Genomic DNA, 18,120 nt, shown 5'->3' on the forward strand with positions numbered 1-18,120 from the left:
TAACTAATAAATACCATTTAAAAACTCCTGATACTACAAAAACAAACCCTAAAACCGAACAATTAAATTTAAATTTCATAAAACGTTCCCTTTTAGGTTGATTATCGTACAAGCGTTTGTTATAGTAGCAACACAATCACATCACGTACTCGTATATTCTCAGTAATAAGGTCTGAGCGTCTCTACCTGGTTCCCATTGAAAGAACCAGACTACGAGTTGAAGCTATACAGCTGCTGTCATGCAGCTGTGATTTTTCAGCATTCCGCTGAAATCAAGCTTTAACTTTTTAGTCTGGAAGGTAGTGTATTCTACTTTCCAGACTTTTTTATTACCTTAAAAACGAGCTACGCTGGGGTTGAATTACATCAAGGGAGAGCTACTTATGAAGAACATTCGCACCATTGCATTCGTACTATTCATCACACTCATTTTTTCTTTCCTGGCCGGATGCCAAAATTCCACAGAAGGGGAAGCATCCGCTGAAGAAAACGAACAGCAGCCAATCATCATCCAGGGACCGATGCCTATTGAAGCAGAAAATTTTGCAGCAAAGCTTGATGATGTAGAAGAAGAAACTTCCGGCAACTTCGTCTTTTATAAAGGGAAAGTCGATAATTATCCTGTCATTGTCATGAAAACAGGAAAAGGAATGGAAAATACAGCCGCCGCTACGGCGATTGCTATCGAAAAATTCGATCCAGCTGCCATCATCAACCAAGGAACATCCGGCGGTCACGATCCTGACTTGCATGTGTTTGATATCGTCTTAGGTGAAAGAACGGTCAACATCGGCTCATTGAAGACTGGACACAGAGAAGATGAAGAAGGCATCGCACCGAAAGAATGGATTCCGATGGATCTCATGGCGTCTGAAGGCAGTGCGGGAGAAGACCCGGACGCTGAAAATATTCGTTATTTTGAAGGAGACATAGAACTGCTCGAAGCAGCGAAAGCCGTTAAGGATACTCATGAAGAAGGAAAAGTCGTAGAGGGTACGATTGGTTCTGCAGACGTCTGGAACAATGAAGTCGACCGCATCCAGTGGTTCCATGAGAACTTCGGCACATCCGTCGAGGAGATGGAAGGAGCGGCCGGTGCACAAATCGCCAAAGCCTATGACGTGCCATACCTCGGCATTCGTACGCTATCCAATAACAAAACGAACGGCGGCGAATATAATCCCGACACGGCTGAAGCGAACCAGGAGTATGTCTATGAAGTTGTGAAGGAGTACATTTCTAAATAGAGTTTATGGATGACCATAGCCTATGAATAAACTTAACCCTCATAACTATTGCCAAAAAAATCGAAGCATCCACGATCCCAGTGGATGCTTCGATTTCTTATGTTCCGAGTCAGATCATAGCGATGAGGACTGAAGGTTTCACACGAATGATTATGAACCATTCGTCTTCTCATATTGCTTCCCATATTCCTTCCTCATATGAAAATAATGAACAAGCCGGATCGTCGGACGGATGAGCATTTGAATACTCCCGAGGACAAAGAGTGTCACACCCCAGTTTTTTAAAGGTTCGAAATAAAAAAAGATACTACCGATCAAAAACCATAGTCCAAGCAAGACGTCATTGATGGTATAAAGAATGTCGTACGTTTTTTTAAAAAAGACATCATGTTTCCCTACATGAAGATCGATGTACCTCTGCTTGTCTGACTTTTGGTTCGACATCCTCTCACCTCCTATTTAGATTCATTCCCCCTCTCCGCTCGTTTTATAACGATAAAATTTTGCATTTGTTGATTATGCACAAATGTAAGCGCTTATATTTTGTTGTTTCAACGAACGTTTATAGATGAAAACATGATAGGGTAGTACATGGACATGATTAAAGACCGCCCTACATAGACGGTTACAACAGGATTAGGAGGGTAATGATGTTAGACGTATTGAATCAAATCAATGATGTTCTATGGGGAACACCCAGTTTGGTCCTGCTATTCGGGACAGGGCTTTTCTTGACCATCATGCTGAAAGGGCTGCAGTTCAGTAAGCTGTTCTATGCCTTTAAACTTGCATTTACCAAAGAGGATAAAACCGAAACATCTCAAGATTCCCAAGGAGATATCAGTAACTTCAAAACTTTAATGACAGCGCTATCAGCGACCATAGGTAACGGAAATATCGCAGGTGTCGCTACAGCTTTGACGCTCGGTGGCCCCGGCGCGATATTCTGGATGTGGATCGTCGGCCTGTTAGGGATGGCGACCAAGTATTCTGAAGCCCTCCTTGCGATGAAGTATCGTGTAAAAAATGAAAACGGAGAATATTCCGGTGGACCGATGTATTATGTAGAACGAGGGATCGGCAAGAAGTGGAAATGGCTCGCCGTCGCTTTTGCGTTGTTCGGTGCCTTTGCCGCTTTAGGAATCGGAAACAGTGTTCAGTCTAATACCATTTCCGATGTTATGACAGAAAGCTTCCATATCAATGGCTGGTTTACTGGAGCCGTGCTTGCGATCTTGACAGGGCTGATTATTTTCGGAGGCATCCAGCGGATCAGTACAGTGGCAGGATTTTTTGTTCCAATCATGGCTTTTCTGTATATTGGCGGAGCTCTATTCATCATCATCGCCAATTACGAAGCGATCGTCCCTGCTTTTGAAATGATCTTCCAATACGCGTTCAGCCCGGTATCCGCCGCTGGTGGATTTGCAGGTGTTGTCGTGATGGAAGCCGTCAGAAGCGGTGTATCACGAGGAATTTTCTCAAACGAAGCCGGTTTAGGTACGGCCGCCTTGATTGCTGGAAATGCTAAAACCGATCACCCAGTAAAACAAGCGCTCGTGGCCATGACAGGTACATTCATCGTAACGATCGTCGTTTGTACCATGACAGGTCTTGTCCTGATCATGACAGGATTCTGGGATCCATCCGGTGGAGCGATCTCAGGCGTTCAACATGCGACTGGCCTGGACGGCGGCGCGCTAACAAGTGCAGCATTCGGACATGCACTAGGAACGATAGGCGAATACATCGTAGCCTTTTCCGTCATCTTCTTCGGCTTTTCAACAATTGTAGGATGGTACATGTACGGAGAGAAGTGTTTTGAATATCTATTAGGTCTGCGCTACATCGTACCCTATCGGTTCATTTACATCACAGCAACCTTTATGGGTGCTGTCATGCAGCTTGACCTCGTATGGGCGTTTGCGAACATGGCTAATGCCTTGATGATGATTCCGAACTTAATCGCTTTATTGCTTCTTTATAAGGTCATTGTGAACGAAACGAACAATTACTTTAATGACTATATTCATCAGCAGCACTACACTCGATCAAAAGCAAGCTAATCTATTTATAAAACCACCTGTCTGGAGGCAGGTGGTTTTACATTTAAAGAACAAGATATAAATTCTTACAAAAAACTTAAAAATAATGCTGCTCAATTAAAAGAGCAGCATTATTTTTTTCGGTGTATTATTAATTGATATTGTGAAACCTTAGAGCGAAAAGGTGTCTTCCAGGAGAATAAACCACTCCATCACCTCCTAGAGTCAATGGACCACCAAGTTTTTCACTTACTCCATTACCAATATAAGAAGATAACCTATTATGTTCCTCATCAAAAACAACAATACTAGAAATTCCGGTCATTGAATTATTTGAAACCACGTAAGTATTACCAACATCATCAAAGGTGACAGGATACGTGCGATACTCTACACCATAAGAAGCTTCTATTTGTTGAGAAATTGGATTAACGACTGTAATTTTGTCAGCCCCATTGATATATATCTTTCCATTAGGTGAAATTCTAGGTTCAGAACCATTGGAAAAAAGGTAGTCAGTAGATACACTCCACAATACCCCCTCTTTGTCCAAATTCTTAGGATTAGGGGATACAGCATAAAGTCTACTACGTACAGAGGATAGTACATAAACCGTTCCATCGTCGCCTATGACTGGCTTCCCTCTTAAATAATGATTCTTCAAAAGAACTTCCACTTCACCTTGAGAGTTTATTTTAAACAAACTGCCATCTGCAACTATATATACGTGACCGTTACTTACTTCAATATTGGATATAGACACATATGCCCCCTCTGACAAAAGGTTTGCTTCCCATACAACACGTCCTTCTTTTGTTACAGCGTAAACAGAGGCACCTTTATTATCCTGATAACTAGATGAAACAGCTACGATTAGGAGATTTTCCATGATGGCTAATCCCCCCTTTACTTTTCCAGATCCAAAGGTTAATGGTGTAGACCATAAAGGGTTATTATTCAAATCATAAGCCATCACTCCAGAAATATTACTTATAAAGAACTCACCTTCTCGAGTAATAAGATAATCACGAGGGATGGCGTAGGAACGTTCCCACCTTACTTCTCCATCTGGATTTAGAGATAAGATCCTACCGCCTGACTGAGCGTAATATAAATTCCCATCAGGTCCAATCTGAACTTTATAGGGCACACCAATATGTTGCTTCGTCCAAATCAGTTCCGGTTTTAAAGGATCTTCTGGTTGTTCCGACTCGTCAGCATTAGAACAAATAGGTTCGTTCCATTCCGTAGATAGATCCCAAATAGGGAACTTTTCATAAGTAATGAATTTCCAAACAATATCAGAGGTAATATATTTCCCAGTACTTAAGCATAGGGCCTCGTTCTCATTTTTATCCACCTTTCCTATTACACCAACAGCATTCTCAGAGCTAATCATGTTCAATTGATTATATTTGACATTAAAATCGAGCGTTGGCCCTGCAGTTGCTGTACCTGTAAAACTATATTTAACAGGTTTTATTTCAGCATTTAGTGTTCCTCTGGGTTTTTGTACATTTTTCTCATATTTTATTAGCCCAGCGTTAGTCACATGCCCGGTAATTTTTACACCCGTATTAATTTCTGCATTTTCTTCCATTCCAACCTCTAGATACCCCTTTCCACTTGCGGTGATTCTCATGCTTAGGACCACCTCAGCAGAAAAAGCGTTTTTTACAGGGAATTTAATCTTAGCCAATTTAATTCGATTTTCATAATCTGTTGCTATATCTCCTCTCAAGTTTAAATTAGACTTTTGATTTGCTGATAGAGACACAGATCCTTCTTTTAATAAGAAATTTTCATACACACTTTTAACTGTTAGCGTTGGGCCTTCCATAGAGAATTCTCCCTCTAATCTTAAAGAAGCTAATTCATTATCGTCCTCGTATTCCATAAGTGATTTATCAAATTTGAAAAGATATCTATATCCTGTGATTGATAATTGCTCTTCCGAACTTATGGATTGTACTGAGAGTGTTTGTTCTTCTTCTGAAATAGGGATGGCTTCCATCTCTATCCCCTCTTCAATTACAATATCCTCTGGTGTAACCGCCTTTGTAAAATCTAGACCAACTTCAGAAAAAATCTCATTGAAGCTAGGATCTTTTGTTTTAATAATTAAATAATCCTCTTTTTCTTCCACACTAGAAACTTTTAAGGAGAGACCTTCCATAAAATTATCTAATGGAGGAATTATTAGTATGTCTCCCTCCTGATAGTTTTCTAGATCTTGATCATTCCTTAACTGAATATCTCCTTTTGGTGTTATTTGGATTAGGTTGTACAAGAAAATATCGGGTACCTTTTTTACAGTATCAAGATATGTGACGTCAGCAATTGCCTCATCCATCTCATTCTTCAAGTCTTCCTTAAGCTTTCCTACCTGTGCATTAAGTTCGCGGTAAGTAAGTGGTTTGTTCGGTAGGAACTTTCCGTTACTATGTACTTCCACATATCCAGCATCAAAAGCCGCTTTAACCAGTGAGCGATGCTCTTTGAATTTTTTTTCATCCTTAAACGGCAATTCTTCTGTTGGACTATCGATATCAAGCAAGCGTGCAATCATGATTGCTGATTCGATCTTCGTGATAGGTTTCTGGGGTTGAAATTTGAAGTTAAATTCTTCGGGAATTAGGAACTTCTTCTTAACAGCGGTATTAATATAGGGGAGACTGTAACTATACATTAAATCTTTGAAACTCGATTCTTTCTCCAAAGAAAGGGGGATATGGCTAGATTTCACTAAGACCTTAATATACTCTTCACGACTAACTGGATGATCAGGATTTACATTCCCTGACAACATGTTCAAGAATTCACCTTCTTCAAGCGTCGATAATTCCATGGATTGATTTCCCTTAATAAATGATGAGCCCACTTTTCCTTCCTTAGCTAATACACTTTCACTTACAAAAAGCAATAAAAGCGAGCAGAGCATAAAAGTAATACAAGTTCTTGTGTACTTCATCTTCCCTAACCACTCCTTATTCTATTAAGTAATTACTCAATAATCGTAGGTCTTTCATACCCGGAAGTAAATACTTTCTACAAAACATGTCACATAAACTGAACTTTTTATCAGGTATGTTTACGATATAGTATTAAAACTAAATAACTAAATTTCACCAATCATTTTTTGTCTATTTCCTGCCTTTATCAGTTTTATTTGCAAAATATAAAGCAAGCTGAAAAAATGCTAAAAACATTCTGCCTCCGGACAGGTTAGGGGTTTCCTCATTTACTCAGTCTAGTTATTACTTCCATTATAAGGAATATTAAAGGTGAAAAGTTTTATCAAGCTTCTTCCCTCTTACCCAGCATAGGAGCTGTAGTCTCCTCATAACCAGGTAAATCAATGTTTATAGCACCTTTCAAATACATCTCGAATCTCATATAATCAAGCTTCAACCCTTCTCTAAAAAAGTGTACATCTCCTAAGACCTCCACCACTTCTAAAAGCAGTTCCGCATTCGATTTCATCTCCGTCCTCAATCCGGCAATACTATAAAACAAGAGTAAGTCCGCTCTATTATTAGGTTTTTCTATTATTTTTCTAATTTGCAGCAATTCAGGACGTTGAAATGGTGCACCTAAATACCCTAAATCACTGAACCTTTTGAGGACATTTATATTATTGGATGAACAGTAATCAAACAACATTTTATCCTGATAGATAATGCGCTCAACTGGAGTCCATGAGTTTCCAAAATTTATAGACTTCCTGTAATAACAGAAAACATTTTTCATCAATTGCCCACATCCTATTAAGCGTGATCGTTTTAAAATGAAAGACAAAAAAAGCATATGCATCCAATCATCTGGATTCATATGCTAGTATGGCCTCGTTCACTGATCACCTATTCACTACGTAATAGATTTATGGGGCTTAGAAAAAGATTTTGGTCAGGATTCCCCCTTTACCTAAGGAAGCAATTGAATGATATGTTTGACGGCACCCGTTAAGTCTTTTTGAGACCAGCTTGGCAGTTTCCCATGCTGAACCGCCAAATCATGGGAAGCTGGAATATGGACAAAACCTGATGGAACTTCTAGATTGTTCTCATGGAAATGATAGAGCGCTTGATACATCACATGGTTACACAGATAAGTCCCGGCGGTATTGGATACCTCAGCTGGATACCCTTTTAATTGTAGGTCTTCAACAAACCTCTTAATTGGCAGTGTAGAAAACAATCCATCCGGTCCCTCTTCCTGGATCCGGTCCCCATCAGGTGTGTTCCCTTCGTTATCCTTCTCATTACTTTCATTACAATTGATGGAAATTCGCTCTGGTGTAATTTTGTAACGGCCGGCAGCAAGACCAAGCGAGATGACAGCATCTGGTTCGACATCTTGGATATGTTCTAAAATTTCTTGCCCTGACTTGTTGTAATCTACGGGAAGGATCCTTCCTTCTATCTGATATCCATTCATCTCTTTGCCTTTCAATTCCTCCACGATGTGGGTTGTTGGGTTGATCGGGAAGTCGAGGAATGGCTCAAAGCCTGTGAGTAAGAGTTTCTTCATTGAATCTTTCTCCTTTCCCTTAAGTTTTCTCTCTATGGTTTGTATTGTCTTAATGCTTTACTACTTAGGATTTTTCACCCGGAAAGTATTCTATTAAACCTTCTCTAGCTAATTAAAACACCGAATATCAGCATAATGACAGCAATTACTCCTCAAAACGATAACTAATAGAATAATATCAAGCAAAAAAGCAGCGTAACACAAATAATTAGATGTTGATGTTACGCTGCTTTTGTTCTATTTAGTTTTATTGTGAAATTTTCACCCGGCACTTTAAGAATAGGTCACTCTGATGTGCTTGTTTTCTCTGCCACTTTATTTTACTTGTTCAAGCAACTCCTCAGAAACCGTCTCATCAATGGCTCCCGTACCACCTAACAAGGTAAAGTGACGCACACCGAGCATATCCGCTGCTTCAGCTATGGATTCATCCACTCTAGTAGGAGGGACAAGCAGGAACGTGCTATTCGTTTTCGCTGCAAGGACGGAACCTGTAAGAGCATCAGCAAAGTCAGCACCAGTGGCAATGAACGCTTTGTCAGCCGGATTGAGCATAGTTGCAACCTCTGCAGATGTTTCGTAACGGTTTTTCCCACTATAGCGGCCAGCTTCGGGTAGTTGATTAAGAACTCCATCGGACACAACACTGCTTCCACCAACGACTATACTTGATTGAAAGTCGGATAAGGATGTCTCAGTAACTTCAGGAAGTTCATTTGGACGGGTTAATAGAATGGGATAACCCTTTTCCGCTGCATGAGAAGCGATTGATAAAGCATCCGGGAAGTTTAAGCCGTTTGCTACAACTGCTTTCTCCGGCTCTCCATCTAGAACAGCTGCAATGTAGGCGGCTGTTTCAAAACGGTCTTTTCCGCCAATCCGCTCCGCTTCAAGCCCCATGCCTTTCAACTCGTCTTCCACATACGTATCTACTGCCCCTTCTCCTCCTAAAATCACAGCCTTCTTCGCTCCCAATCTTTCAATCTCTTCTTTCACCAAGGAAGGAAGCTTAGAACCTGTTAGTAAAATCGGTGCATCCAACTTATAGGCAAGCGGTGCTCCAGCAAGCGCGTCAGGGAAGTCGTCTCCACGGGCAATGATGACCGTATCTGCTGTATCCCATCCATGGGTGGAAATCTTCACTGCGGTTTCATAACGATCCATGCCTGCGATTCGTTCAGAAGATATCGGAATGATCGGCTTAAGCGCTTGCCAGAATTCTTCCGCAATCCTCATATACCCTTCTTGTCCAGGGTGGACGTTCTGTGGATTCGGGAGGTATTTCTGATAATTCTCAGCGATGGCGTCGAATGTCGGGACGTAACCACTCCCAGATTGTGTAGCAATGGTCTCAATGACCTGGTTCAATGAATTCATCAACTGAATAAAAGTTGCCTGCTGCTCGGCAGGGTAAGCATAGAAAGGGTTGTAATACCCCATCACAAAAACCTTCGCATCAGGATTCAAGGTACGAATCGCACCCATGATTCCAATGTAATTGTCCCTTACGTCTTCAAGCTTAGCTTTCACAACTTCAGGGTCCTGCAAATCCTCAGGGTTATTTCTTAGAATTTCAAGAAAGTCATTGGCACCGACACTTAAAGTAATGAGGTCTGCGTCACTAACAGCAGCCTGCGTCTCCGTATCATTTTGCAGTTGTGTCAACAAGCCTTCAGACGTTAAACCCGGCACAGCGTATTCTTTCGTAAATGAACCCAAACGATAGATATTCTCTAAATCCTCCGCAATGAAATCAGGATAACCTAAACCTGCCGTATTATCGAATTGAATACCATAAGCTAACGAGTCTCCAAGCGCGACATAGTTCCAATCCTTAGTCGAATCGTCCGTTTCCTCTGCAAAAGCAAACGACGGGGCTAACATCATGAAAACGAGTGACAGAATGGCAACGAACCGGACTTTGTTCCTCCCAATAACTTTATGGTCCAACATGTCCCCTCCTTTGTGTGTTCTTTAACAAACACGACCGAAATCCAATAAAGAACACTTCTTTATATAATTAGACCTTTTCTTATTTATTCCTGCAAAATTCTCTTGATCCGATACCAATGCATCATACATATGTACCAGATTAAAAGGAATTCCTGACGGTTCAAATGGTAAGAAGCCAGGGTGGTGTTGAAGATGATGGTTGATGTTTCTGTGGGATTCATCCTAAATGCTTGCATATATGATACGCTTGGCCTATAAGACTTGCCATGTAAACTTGAGTTTCGTTCAAGAATGGAGCGTGCAACATTTCTTATTAAGGAGGCCCACTATCGTTGACATCACTCCCATCCTACATATCTTTGCCCTATTCTTTCTGTCTGTCTACCTGGGATTATTGATTCGACTTTTCTATCCCAGACTTCAAAAAAGATGGATATCTCTGATCAACGCAGGCGTTCTGCTTTTTTATTCTTTCATGTTCCCTATGATTTTTTATATGTATTATTTATATTTCCCCCTTTCGTTCGCTTCCGCCTACCTCGGTCTTTTAATAGGCAGAGGGATTCACAACCTCATATCCCGAGAAGAGCGCAGGCGTATGAAACAAGTTCGGTCCACTAAACAAGTTAAGAAAGGCTAATCGAACGGCAGCAACTAGGTTAAATGATTTATAAATCGGAACTTCATCAAACTGGTGCTTATGTTTTTAATAAAAAATCATACAAAACAAGGCTTCCCTGAATGTGGAAGCCTTGTTTTGTATCCAATCAACAATAATCATAGACGGGCCTAGGCAGGAAAAGCGTTACATCAGCTTCGCTTCCCCCACTTATCCTTCTTCTCTTTTATTTCGTGCTTCTTCCAAGGCATACAACGCCTCATTGTAGTGATAGTTGATTTCTGCATGTGATTTCCCTTTATTCATTTTTTCGACATGCATTAGGAATTTCAGAATAGCATCGTCAACCTTTTTATTACCTGTCCGTCGAAACGGAACCAGATCCCCCATATGGATCTCCCCCATCGTATTGGCTTCCCTTTTACAATACGAATGGTTACAGGAAACGTGTGGATGCGTGCCATTGTACTAAAAAAAGAAGGACATAAGATGATGTATGATCGCTGGTGCCAAGTGTAAAGCCACTTACCTGCACGAAATGAAATCATTCATGCAAAAGGAAAAAAGCGTAACATCTACAGAATCAATATTACGCCCTCCATAAATTTGCAAATACATTTGTTGTCAGATGCACAGCATTTCAATACTTAACCACAGATCACATCTGTAGCTGCCGTGCACCCTATACTCCCAATCATTCCACACACAGTTGCCAGAGCGAAACCACCTACTCCAGAGGTTATTCCTAGTCCGACCGCAATGGCGTAACATCCCGCGCTCCCACCTGCCCCGCAAAGAGCAGCAAGCGTGTATTCACAAACTCCCAGGCTGGAAAATGATGCACTTCCTTGACCATCAATCAATTCTTTAATCTTAACACCTGCATCCTCGATGACCTTCTCCTGGGCCACCTCTATTCCATCTATGTCAGTCAGCATTCCCTCTTTGTCCACATCCAGATTATAAAGTTCGACTTCTTGACCACCTATGCTGAACATCACTTTCATATTAAAGCTTCCATCTGTATCTAATGATTCTGCATACATCCCCTGATCTGAGACCACTTCTTTCTTATTCAGATCATAAGTAAACTGTGCGTACACCAAGTGACTGCTTTTTTCCGCTTTCTTTTTATCGAAAATGAATTCGATATAAGCATAGTCCCCGCTGTCCACTTTGGTTATTATGATATTTTCCGGAGATATAGCGTTGATCATCGATACTTTTTTATATTTTTTATAAGCGGTCGTATGTTTTAAATCGTTCCTAATCTTGTTAAACTCTTTACGATCAACATTAGATTCGAAATCATCCTTCACAACATAATCTCCGTGGGCAAGAACTGGGGTGGAAAAACTCATACTCGACACGATCAATGCTAACACCAATACTACAAACGAGACGGGCTTAAAAAAGCTTTCTTTCACATTTCATTCCTCCTAATTTTTCTTTTTGTTACGAATCCTCAACAAGGCCAAAGTCCCAAAGAAAATAATAAAAAATGTGATCAACACTATTGTCCAGTCCATATCTCCCTCCTCCTTTCGTTCAGGTTCCTTTTACCCCCTGGAAAATCACTTAAACCAAAATATGTAATTTATTATCAAATATTGGTTTATCGTGGTAGGTTTGAGTTTTCATTCACAAGGAAGCATGCTCACTCTATTCTTAATTAATGAGACTTAAGATTCTATTAAAAAAAGCATGGCAACATACATTTCGTTGTTGCCATGCTCTTTCATTAAATATCTCATTGTGAAAATCACCCTATTTTAAATAAAAAATGAACCTAACTATGATAGATTTGAACTAAACCCATATAAATACGCGACTAACTTATTAAATTCTTCATCAGAGGAACATTCAATTTGTAGATCGATAAAGGTCATCACAATTTCCTGATCCTCAAACGGGAAATGGCTGTTATCTACATTCGTTAAAATCTCCCGTTTGGATAACCCCTTTTGTAATAATGCATCTACGGCCTGCTTCATTGAAGATACTTCTGCCATTTGTATGCCCCCTCAACGTATTAGTCTTTTGCACACTCATCTAACAAAGCCTTCCAATCAATAAAACAGTGAAAACTTGAGGAAACCAGGAATCACACAATCCTGTATATACTATTTACTACATCTTTCTCCCAAAATCCTGCTTCTCATCCCGACAATCAAAGGCTCTGGAGAGCATCAACAGAGATGATCCTAACTCATTATGCGACTCTTTAAATCTATGAAACGCATAAACCAACAAGTCGATATTTGTCATAAAAAATAGATAGCTTTACCTCGAGGACTGGTTTATAATCCTTTTAGTGAACTCGAATGGAAGGTGATGAACCCGTTAGAATCAGCGGTTACACTGTTGCTTAAGTCCTAAGGAAGCTATAAGTAAAGGGGAAAATGAAACGAGTGAAAAAATTTGTTGGTTTTACAGTTGCTGCTCTATTAACGTCTACTTTATTCACCACTCCTGCTCTTGCCACAAGCGAAACACCTTTTAAGAGCTTGGAAGATTTCAAAAAACAAAAGCAGATTCCTAACGCTCAGGAAGTGAATTTGCTTGGTTATAATGAATCGGGAGAATTTGAAGAGGAAGAGCCTAATAACACAATGGCTCAGGCCAATCAGATTACAACTGAGGATTACGCCACTGGGAAACTCTCGAAGGATGATAAGGATTATTACAAGATCGAAATCAATGGGAATGAGGAAGTGGATTTATCTGTGACTCTATCCTCTATATATGAAGATGAAACAAATATGCAGCTGAATGTAAATGTTTATGACTCCACTGGTAAAGAAATGGATAGCTATTTTGAAGGTAGCGATGAATATGGATACGGGGGCGGATTTTTTCTGGACCCGGGTGTCTATTATTTTGAGGCTTCTGATTTAGCTAACCTGAATAATGGGGAAACGTATATGTTGAGCCCACATGTTTTCGATGATGAACCTTTGATTGACCGTATAGCAGGAGAAGACCGCTATCATACAGCAGCAGCCATCGCTGTACGTCGAAGTGGTGGATATCCAAGTGACCATATCATCCTTGCCACAGGAGCAGATTTTCCGGATGCGCTTGCAGGTGCACCCCTCGCTTTCTACTATGATGCTCCTATTCTTTTGACGAGAAAAAACGCTCTTCCACAGATTACAAAATCAACGATTGATGTATTAGATGCCAAGTCTGTCACAATCCTTGGTGGCACGGGGGCTATTTCCAAAGACGTAGAAAACGCCCTGGTGAAATCAGGACTGGATGTTGAAAGAATTTCAGGATCTGACCGTTACGAAACCGCAACGGCCATTGCTGATGTGCTTCCACCTAGTGATGGAGCCGTGGTCGCTTACGGAAGAAACTTCCCTGACGCCCTTTCCATCGCCCCCGTAGCCGCAAACAACATGATGCCGATCCTTTTGACAGAAAAAAGTAAACTTCCAGAATCGACAAAACAGGCCGTCAACGATTACGACTTCACCTACGTTGTAGGAGGCTCCGGGGTTGTCGAGCAAAAGGTTTTCTCTCAACTTCCAAATCCAGAGCGAATTTCAGGAAAAAATAGATACAGCACATCGGTTGCAATCGCTGAGCATTTTGAACTGGAACCAACGTTTGTGAATATAGCAACTGGAGCGGATTTTGCAGACGCCCTTGCTGGAGCAGCTTATACGTATGGCGAACCGCTATTGTTGACTCCTTCTGATTACCTTTCCGCTGAGGCGAAAGATTATTTCGTAAAGAATGAAACCTTCTATTTCACTATTTTTGGTGGCACGGCAGCTGTCAGTGAAAATGTGGAGGATGAGATTCTCAGGCTATTTGAATAGAAATCCATTAAAATACCCCCTAAGTAGTCATTAAAAAAATTACCCTTAGGGGGTTTTGGTATGATTAAAAAATTTATTCTGATGAAAATTTCACAACTTCATCCATTTTATAACCATTTTTTGTAACCGGTCTTTTTATGCCAAGTTGTATGACTCATATAAAATGATTATTCAATAATACTTTTGATATGATTTAATAATTTCCTAGTAGCTATTCCACTTATCAATTGTTTATACTCCATAGGCTTTGCAAAATAAAATCCCTGCATATAGCGACATCCAGCATTCAACCATTCTTTATATTCTTCTTCATCTTCGATTCCTTCTATAACCACTTCATACTCATTTTGCATGAGATATCCTTTCGCTATAGCTGGCTCCTTATTTTTAGCACCCATATCCATTTTAATGATACGAGGCTTGAATGTACTTATAGTGTCTATATTAGAGTTCTGTTTACCTAAATCATCAACAGCAATATCTAGCCCTACCTCTTTCAACCTATCAATCCGTTGAAGGATTCGCCATTCTTCCTCTTCGGGATAAGTGGAGTCCTCAGTTATTTCTAAAACTAATCGTGTAATGTCTATGTCCTCATAAAAAAGGGGATTAACTAACTCTTTCGGCGTTATATTAACGAACAACTTGTAATCTTCGTATAACTCAAATTCATTAACCGCTATATCCCTCGCATGAAAATCCAAGTTATCAATGTTGCATTCTTTTAATTTATCGTAGCTCACCTCTTCGTTTGTGCTCTCGATTCTCCCTTTTGTTGTTGCTTCAAAACCCACTATCCTTTTTTCTTTCACATCAATAATTGGTTGATACAACGGTATAATCTCAACACCCGAATAATCCGTTTTTATTTCCATTTTCTATCTCCCTTCAAGAGTAATGGCATTCACCTTAAATGCTACGTTATAAAGAACGAACTTTCTATTTTTATTATTCGACACAAGCCGTCCATTGTGATCTCGTGCTTAGTAAAGAATGTTTAAAATGATGTCAAGAATATTTCTGTTCGGAATTTACGTCGGTGAAATAATAGAAGGTGCGGGAATAACCCGCACCTTCTATTATTTAAACTTGATCCATGGCTTTTGTGAAATGATAAAAATGACTAAGTTTGTGGGCTTCCCATCCCATACCATCCTCGACACCTGCATTTAAGACATAACGTGATCCCAACTTATGCCCATCAAATAAATACTGAGAGTTATCTAAAAAGTCATTTTCGATAACAAAGTTGATAATGATTTCATCATAGCTATCAGAATAGATAGTGGTTCCCGTGCAGGGCAGGTTCAAGTTAAGACGAATGAAAATCCATATAAAAGCTGGGAAATGTTCGAGTTGAATCAAAATGCAAGATGAAGTTTAATAATTAACCTTTGATACAGACCGCCCCCGGGCATCAATACAGCGGCAGCGATTGCCGTTCGCCTCTTTGGTGGGTGGACAAGTGATCATATCACACTGGAAATAGGAGTCGATTTTCCTGATGCGCTTGCAGGGGCACCGCTTGCCTGCTTTTAATCAGGAAAAAACTCATTGGGCACCCAGAGTTTCTACCGTACGCGACCACAGTTACATCACTAAGGGGTAAGCACTACGGCTTTAGTCGTTGCAGTTTGGTACCGGTCAGACCTGAAATTCTTTAGACGTCCAATCCTAATTCCAAAAGGGAGTTTTCGACGTTCTTGTGAATTGCCCCCGTAACGCCAAGGATCGTGAAATGCTTGGCACCTAATACATCAATCGTTGATTTCGTAAGTTGCGTCTATTTAACCCGTAGCTGCAAGCAATATAGACTAGAACAAACATTTGTGAATATTGCGACTGGAGGGGATTTTTCAGACGCCCTTGCAGGGGCAGCTTACACGAATGGTAAACCATTATTGTTGACTTCTTCCAATTACCTTTCGCCTGTAGTGAAGGATGATTTTTGTTAAGCAGAACGAAACCTTTACTTCACTATTCTTGGTGGCACGGCAGTTGTCAGTGAAAATGTGGAGGGTGAGATTCTGGAGGAATAGGTGTCTAAAACTTTACTGTTCTATAGTCAGCCTTAACAGAATGCAAAGTGAAATCATTAAGTAAGAACAGATTAAACACCACCAAGTAGTCAATATGGCTTAGTGTCGTTTTTTTATGGATTATACTGAAAAACTCAAAAATGACTCATAATTTGGTTAATCACTTACTAAAAACGCAACCCGAAGTGAAAGATTATGGAAAGACCATTGATTCTTTAATAGCCGGGGAACATTAACATTTCTACCACACCTAAATAAAATTAATTTTCAAACTTTTCACTAAAATGCATTGACACCTCCCCTTTCCCTTGCTAACATGGCACTTAACCAAATAACGAAAGAACATCTTATCCAGAGAGGTGGAGGGACTGGCCCTGTGAAACCCGGCAACCGCTATATTCATAGCATGGTGCCAAATCCTACTGAGTGAACGCTCAGGAAGATAAGAGATTTACATAATCTCTAGCCTCTCTATCATTGATAGAGAGGTTTTATATTTTCCAATTGAATACTTATTTCTTATCCAGAGAGGCAGAGGGACTGGCCCGTTGACGCCCGGCAACCATCAAGCAATTGCTTGAAAAGGTGCTAATTCCTGCAGGAGATGATCCTGGAAGATAAGAAGAGCTAAGAGCCTTCTTCTTATTTTCGTGAAGAGGGCTCTTTCTATTTTACAAAAAGGAGTGGCTACATAGATGAGTACCGTACTTTTAGATGGCATCCGTACACCGTTCGGCAAGTGGAAAGGAGCTTTGAAAAAGAAATCCGCAGCAGAACTTGGAGCGCACGCGCTACACGCTTTACTTGAGAGAAATCCGATAGCTAAACAGGCAGATGGTGTGCTGCTTGCCCAAGTGATTCAGGCTGGGGGCGGCCAAAACCCTGCCCGGCAAGTTGCTTATAAGGCGGGGGTGGATATCAGCACACCCGGCATAACATTGAACAATGTTTGTTTGGGTGGAATCGCTACGATTGCAGATGCTTCCCGAAGGCTGCAATTGAACGAGGGAGAATTATACATCGTCGGTGGATTCGACTCGATGACGAACGCTCCTCATACCGCTCCTGTACGGGCTTCTTCAGGACTCGGTCATAGTATTCTCCAAGACACGTTACTGAACGATGGTTTGTGGTGCGCTTTAACGGATGTATCGATGGGAGCTCTTACCGATGAGAAAAACCGCTCCTTCGAAATCAGTCGAGAAGAGCAGGATGAGTACGCTGCCCTTTCCCAGCAAAGAGCAGCTAAGGCTCAAGAAAAAGGATGGCTACAGCCAGAGATCGCTCCCTTTTCAGATTTGCTTGAAGAAGATGAAGGTATCCGCAAAGGAACGACAGTCGAAAAGTTATCCAGCCTCTCCCCCGCCTTCTCCAACGAAGGCACGATTACCGCAGGCAATGCTTCTCAAATGACGGACGGGGCGAGCGTTGGGATCGTTACCACGAAAGAGAAAGCAGAATCACTCGGACAGGAACCGCTCGCAGAAATCATCGATTGGTCAGAGATCGCCGGACCCGATCCGAGCTTACAAACGAAACCTTCGCAAGCGATCCAAGAACTATTAGACAGACACCAGTTGACCACTGACGATATCAATCTTTTTGAAATCAATGAAGCGTTTGCCAGTGTCGTGATTGCGAGCTGCCGCGACCTTGGCATCGATTATGACCGGGTCAATGTGAACGGAGGCGCGATTGCTCTTGGGCACCCGCTCGGTGGCACAGGCTTCCGACTCGTTTTGACCCTTGCCCATGAACTGAAAAGGCGTGGCGGTGGGAAAGGCATCGCTTCCCTTTGCGGCGGTGGCGGACAGGGAATGGCCCTGTTGATTGAAGTTCCACATTCGTAACCAGAAA

At 41.1% G+C, this 18,120-nt stretch carries 13 protein-coding genes and 3 riboswitches; of the genes, 4 read left to right on the forward strand and 9 right to left on the reverse strand.

Annotation, left to right across the window (positions count from 1 at the left end; all coding sequences use genetic code 11):
• The first annotated feature begins 129 nt into the window (after positions 1–129).
• Positions 130–233, forward strand: a riboswitch (purine riboswitch).
• Positions 234–383: 150 nt separating this feature from the next.
• Complete coding sequence (locus K2225_RS08270; RefSeq protein WP_220584313.1) at positions 384–1,247, forward strand: 5'-methylthioadenosine/S-adenosylhomocysteine nucleosidase; 864 nt, start codon at positions 384–386, stop codon at positions 1,245–1,247.
• Between the two features lie 150 nt (positions 1,248–1,397).
• Here K2225_RS08270 and K2225_RS08275 read toward each other — a convergent pair whose 3' ends face one another.
• The gene (locus K2225_RS08275) at positions 1,398–1,691 is read right to left on the reverse strand and encodes a YrhK family protein (protein WP_220584314.1); all 294 of its coding nucleotides are present in this window, start codon (positions 1,689–1,691) and stop codon (positions 1,398–1,400) included.
• A 206-nt stretch (positions 1,692–1,897) separates the two neighbouring features.
• On the opposite strand from K2225_RS08275, the gene K2225_RS08280 reads away from it, so the two are divergent.
• Positions 1,898–3,313, forward strand: coding sequence for an alanine/glycine:cation symporter family protein (locus K2225_RS08280; RefSeq protein ID WP_220584315.1), 1,416 nt, complete (start codon positions 1,898–1,900; stop codon positions 3,311–3,313).
• A gap of 130 nt (positions 3,314–3,443) precedes the next feature.
• On the opposite strand, the gene K2225_RS08285 is transcribed toward K2225_RS08280, so the two are convergent.
• The 7 genes from K2225_RS08285 to K2225_RS08315 form a co-directional block, all read right to left on the reverse strand.
• Positions 3,444–6,263, reverse strand: coding sequence for a PQQ-binding-like beta-propeller repeat protein (locus tag K2225_RS08285; RefSeq protein ID WP_220584316.1), 2,820 nt, complete (start codon positions 6,261–6,263; stop codon positions 3,444–3,446).
• A gap of 326 nt (positions 6,264–6,589) precedes the next feature.
• Positions 6,590–7,045, reverse strand: a complete 456-nt coding sequence (locus K2225_RS08290) for a recombinase family protein (protein WP_220584317.1) — start codon at positions 7,043–7,045, stop codon at positions 6,590–6,592.
• A 171-nt stretch (positions 7,046–7,216) separates the two neighbouring features.
• Positions 7,217–7,822: a pyroglutamyl-peptidase I gene (locus K2225_RS08295; RefSeq protein WP_220584318.1), complete on the reverse strand. Its 606-nt coding sequence runs from the start codon at positions 7,820–7,822 to the stop codon at positions 7,217–7,219.
• 315 nt (positions 7,823–8,137) lie between these two features.
• Positions 8,138–9,772: a cell wall-binding repeat-containing protein gene (locus K2225_RS08300; RefSeq protein ID WP_220584319.1), complete on the reverse strand. Its 1,635-nt coding sequence runs from the start codon at positions 9,770–9,772 to the stop codon at positions 8,138–8,140.
• Positions 9,773–10,604: 832 nt separating this feature from the next.
• Entirely contained in the window at positions 10,605–10,784 is a 180-nt protein-coding gene (locus K2225_RS08305; RefSeq protein WP_220584320.1) for a hypothetical protein, read from the reverse strand.
• Positions 10,785–11,041: 257 nt separating this feature from the next.
• On the reverse strand, positions 11,042–11,821 hold the full coding sequence (locus K2225_RS08310; RefSeq protein WP_220584321.1) for a halocin C8 precursor-like protein: 780 nt from the start codon (positions 11,819–11,821) through the stop codon (positions 11,042–11,044).
• A gap of 366 nt (positions 11,822–12,187) precedes the next feature.
• Positions 12,188–12,406, reverse strand: coding sequence for a hypothetical protein (locus K2225_RS08315; protein WP_220584322.1), 219 nt, complete (start codon positions 12,404–12,406; stop codon positions 12,188–12,190).
• A gap of 399 nt (positions 12,407–12,805) precedes the next feature.
• On the opposite strand from K2225_RS08315, the gene K2225_RS20190 reads away from it, so the two are divergent.
• Positions 12,806–14,224: a cell wall-binding repeat-containing protein gene (locus K2225_RS20190; RefSeq protein ID WP_220584323.1), complete on the forward strand. Its 1,419-nt coding sequence runs from the start codon at positions 12,806–12,808 to the stop codon at positions 14,222–14,224.
• Between the two features lie 167 nt (positions 14,225–14,391).
• Here the strand turns inward: K2225_RS20190 and K2225_RS08325 are convergent, their stop codons facing one another.
• Positions 14,392–15,099: an EAL domain-containing protein gene (locus K2225_RS08325; RefSeq protein WP_220584324.1), complete on the reverse strand. Its 708-nt coding sequence runs from the start codon at positions 15,097–15,099 to the stop codon at positions 14,392–14,394.
• Between the two features lie 1,508 nt (positions 15,100–16,607).
• Positions 16,608–16,712, forward strand: a riboswitch (SAM riboswitch).
• A 67-nt stretch (positions 16,713–16,779) separates the two neighbouring features.
• Positions 16,780–16,887: riboswitch (SAM riboswitch) on the forward strand.
• A 71-nt stretch (positions 16,888–16,958) separates the two neighbouring features.
• Here K2225_RS08325 and K2225_RS08330 point away from each other — a divergent pair.
• Complete coding sequence (locus K2225_RS08330) at positions 16,959–18,113, forward strand: thiolase family protein (RefSeq protein ID WP_220584325.1); 1,155 nt, start codon at positions 16,959–16,961, stop codon at positions 18,111–18,113.
• The last annotated feature ends 7 nt before the right edge of the window (positions 18,114–18,120 follow it).

It is taken from the genome of Halobacillus sp. Nhm2S1 (assembly GCF_019599545.1).
Lineage (GTDB): Bacteria > Bacillota > Bacilli > Bacillales > Halobacillaceae > Halobacillus.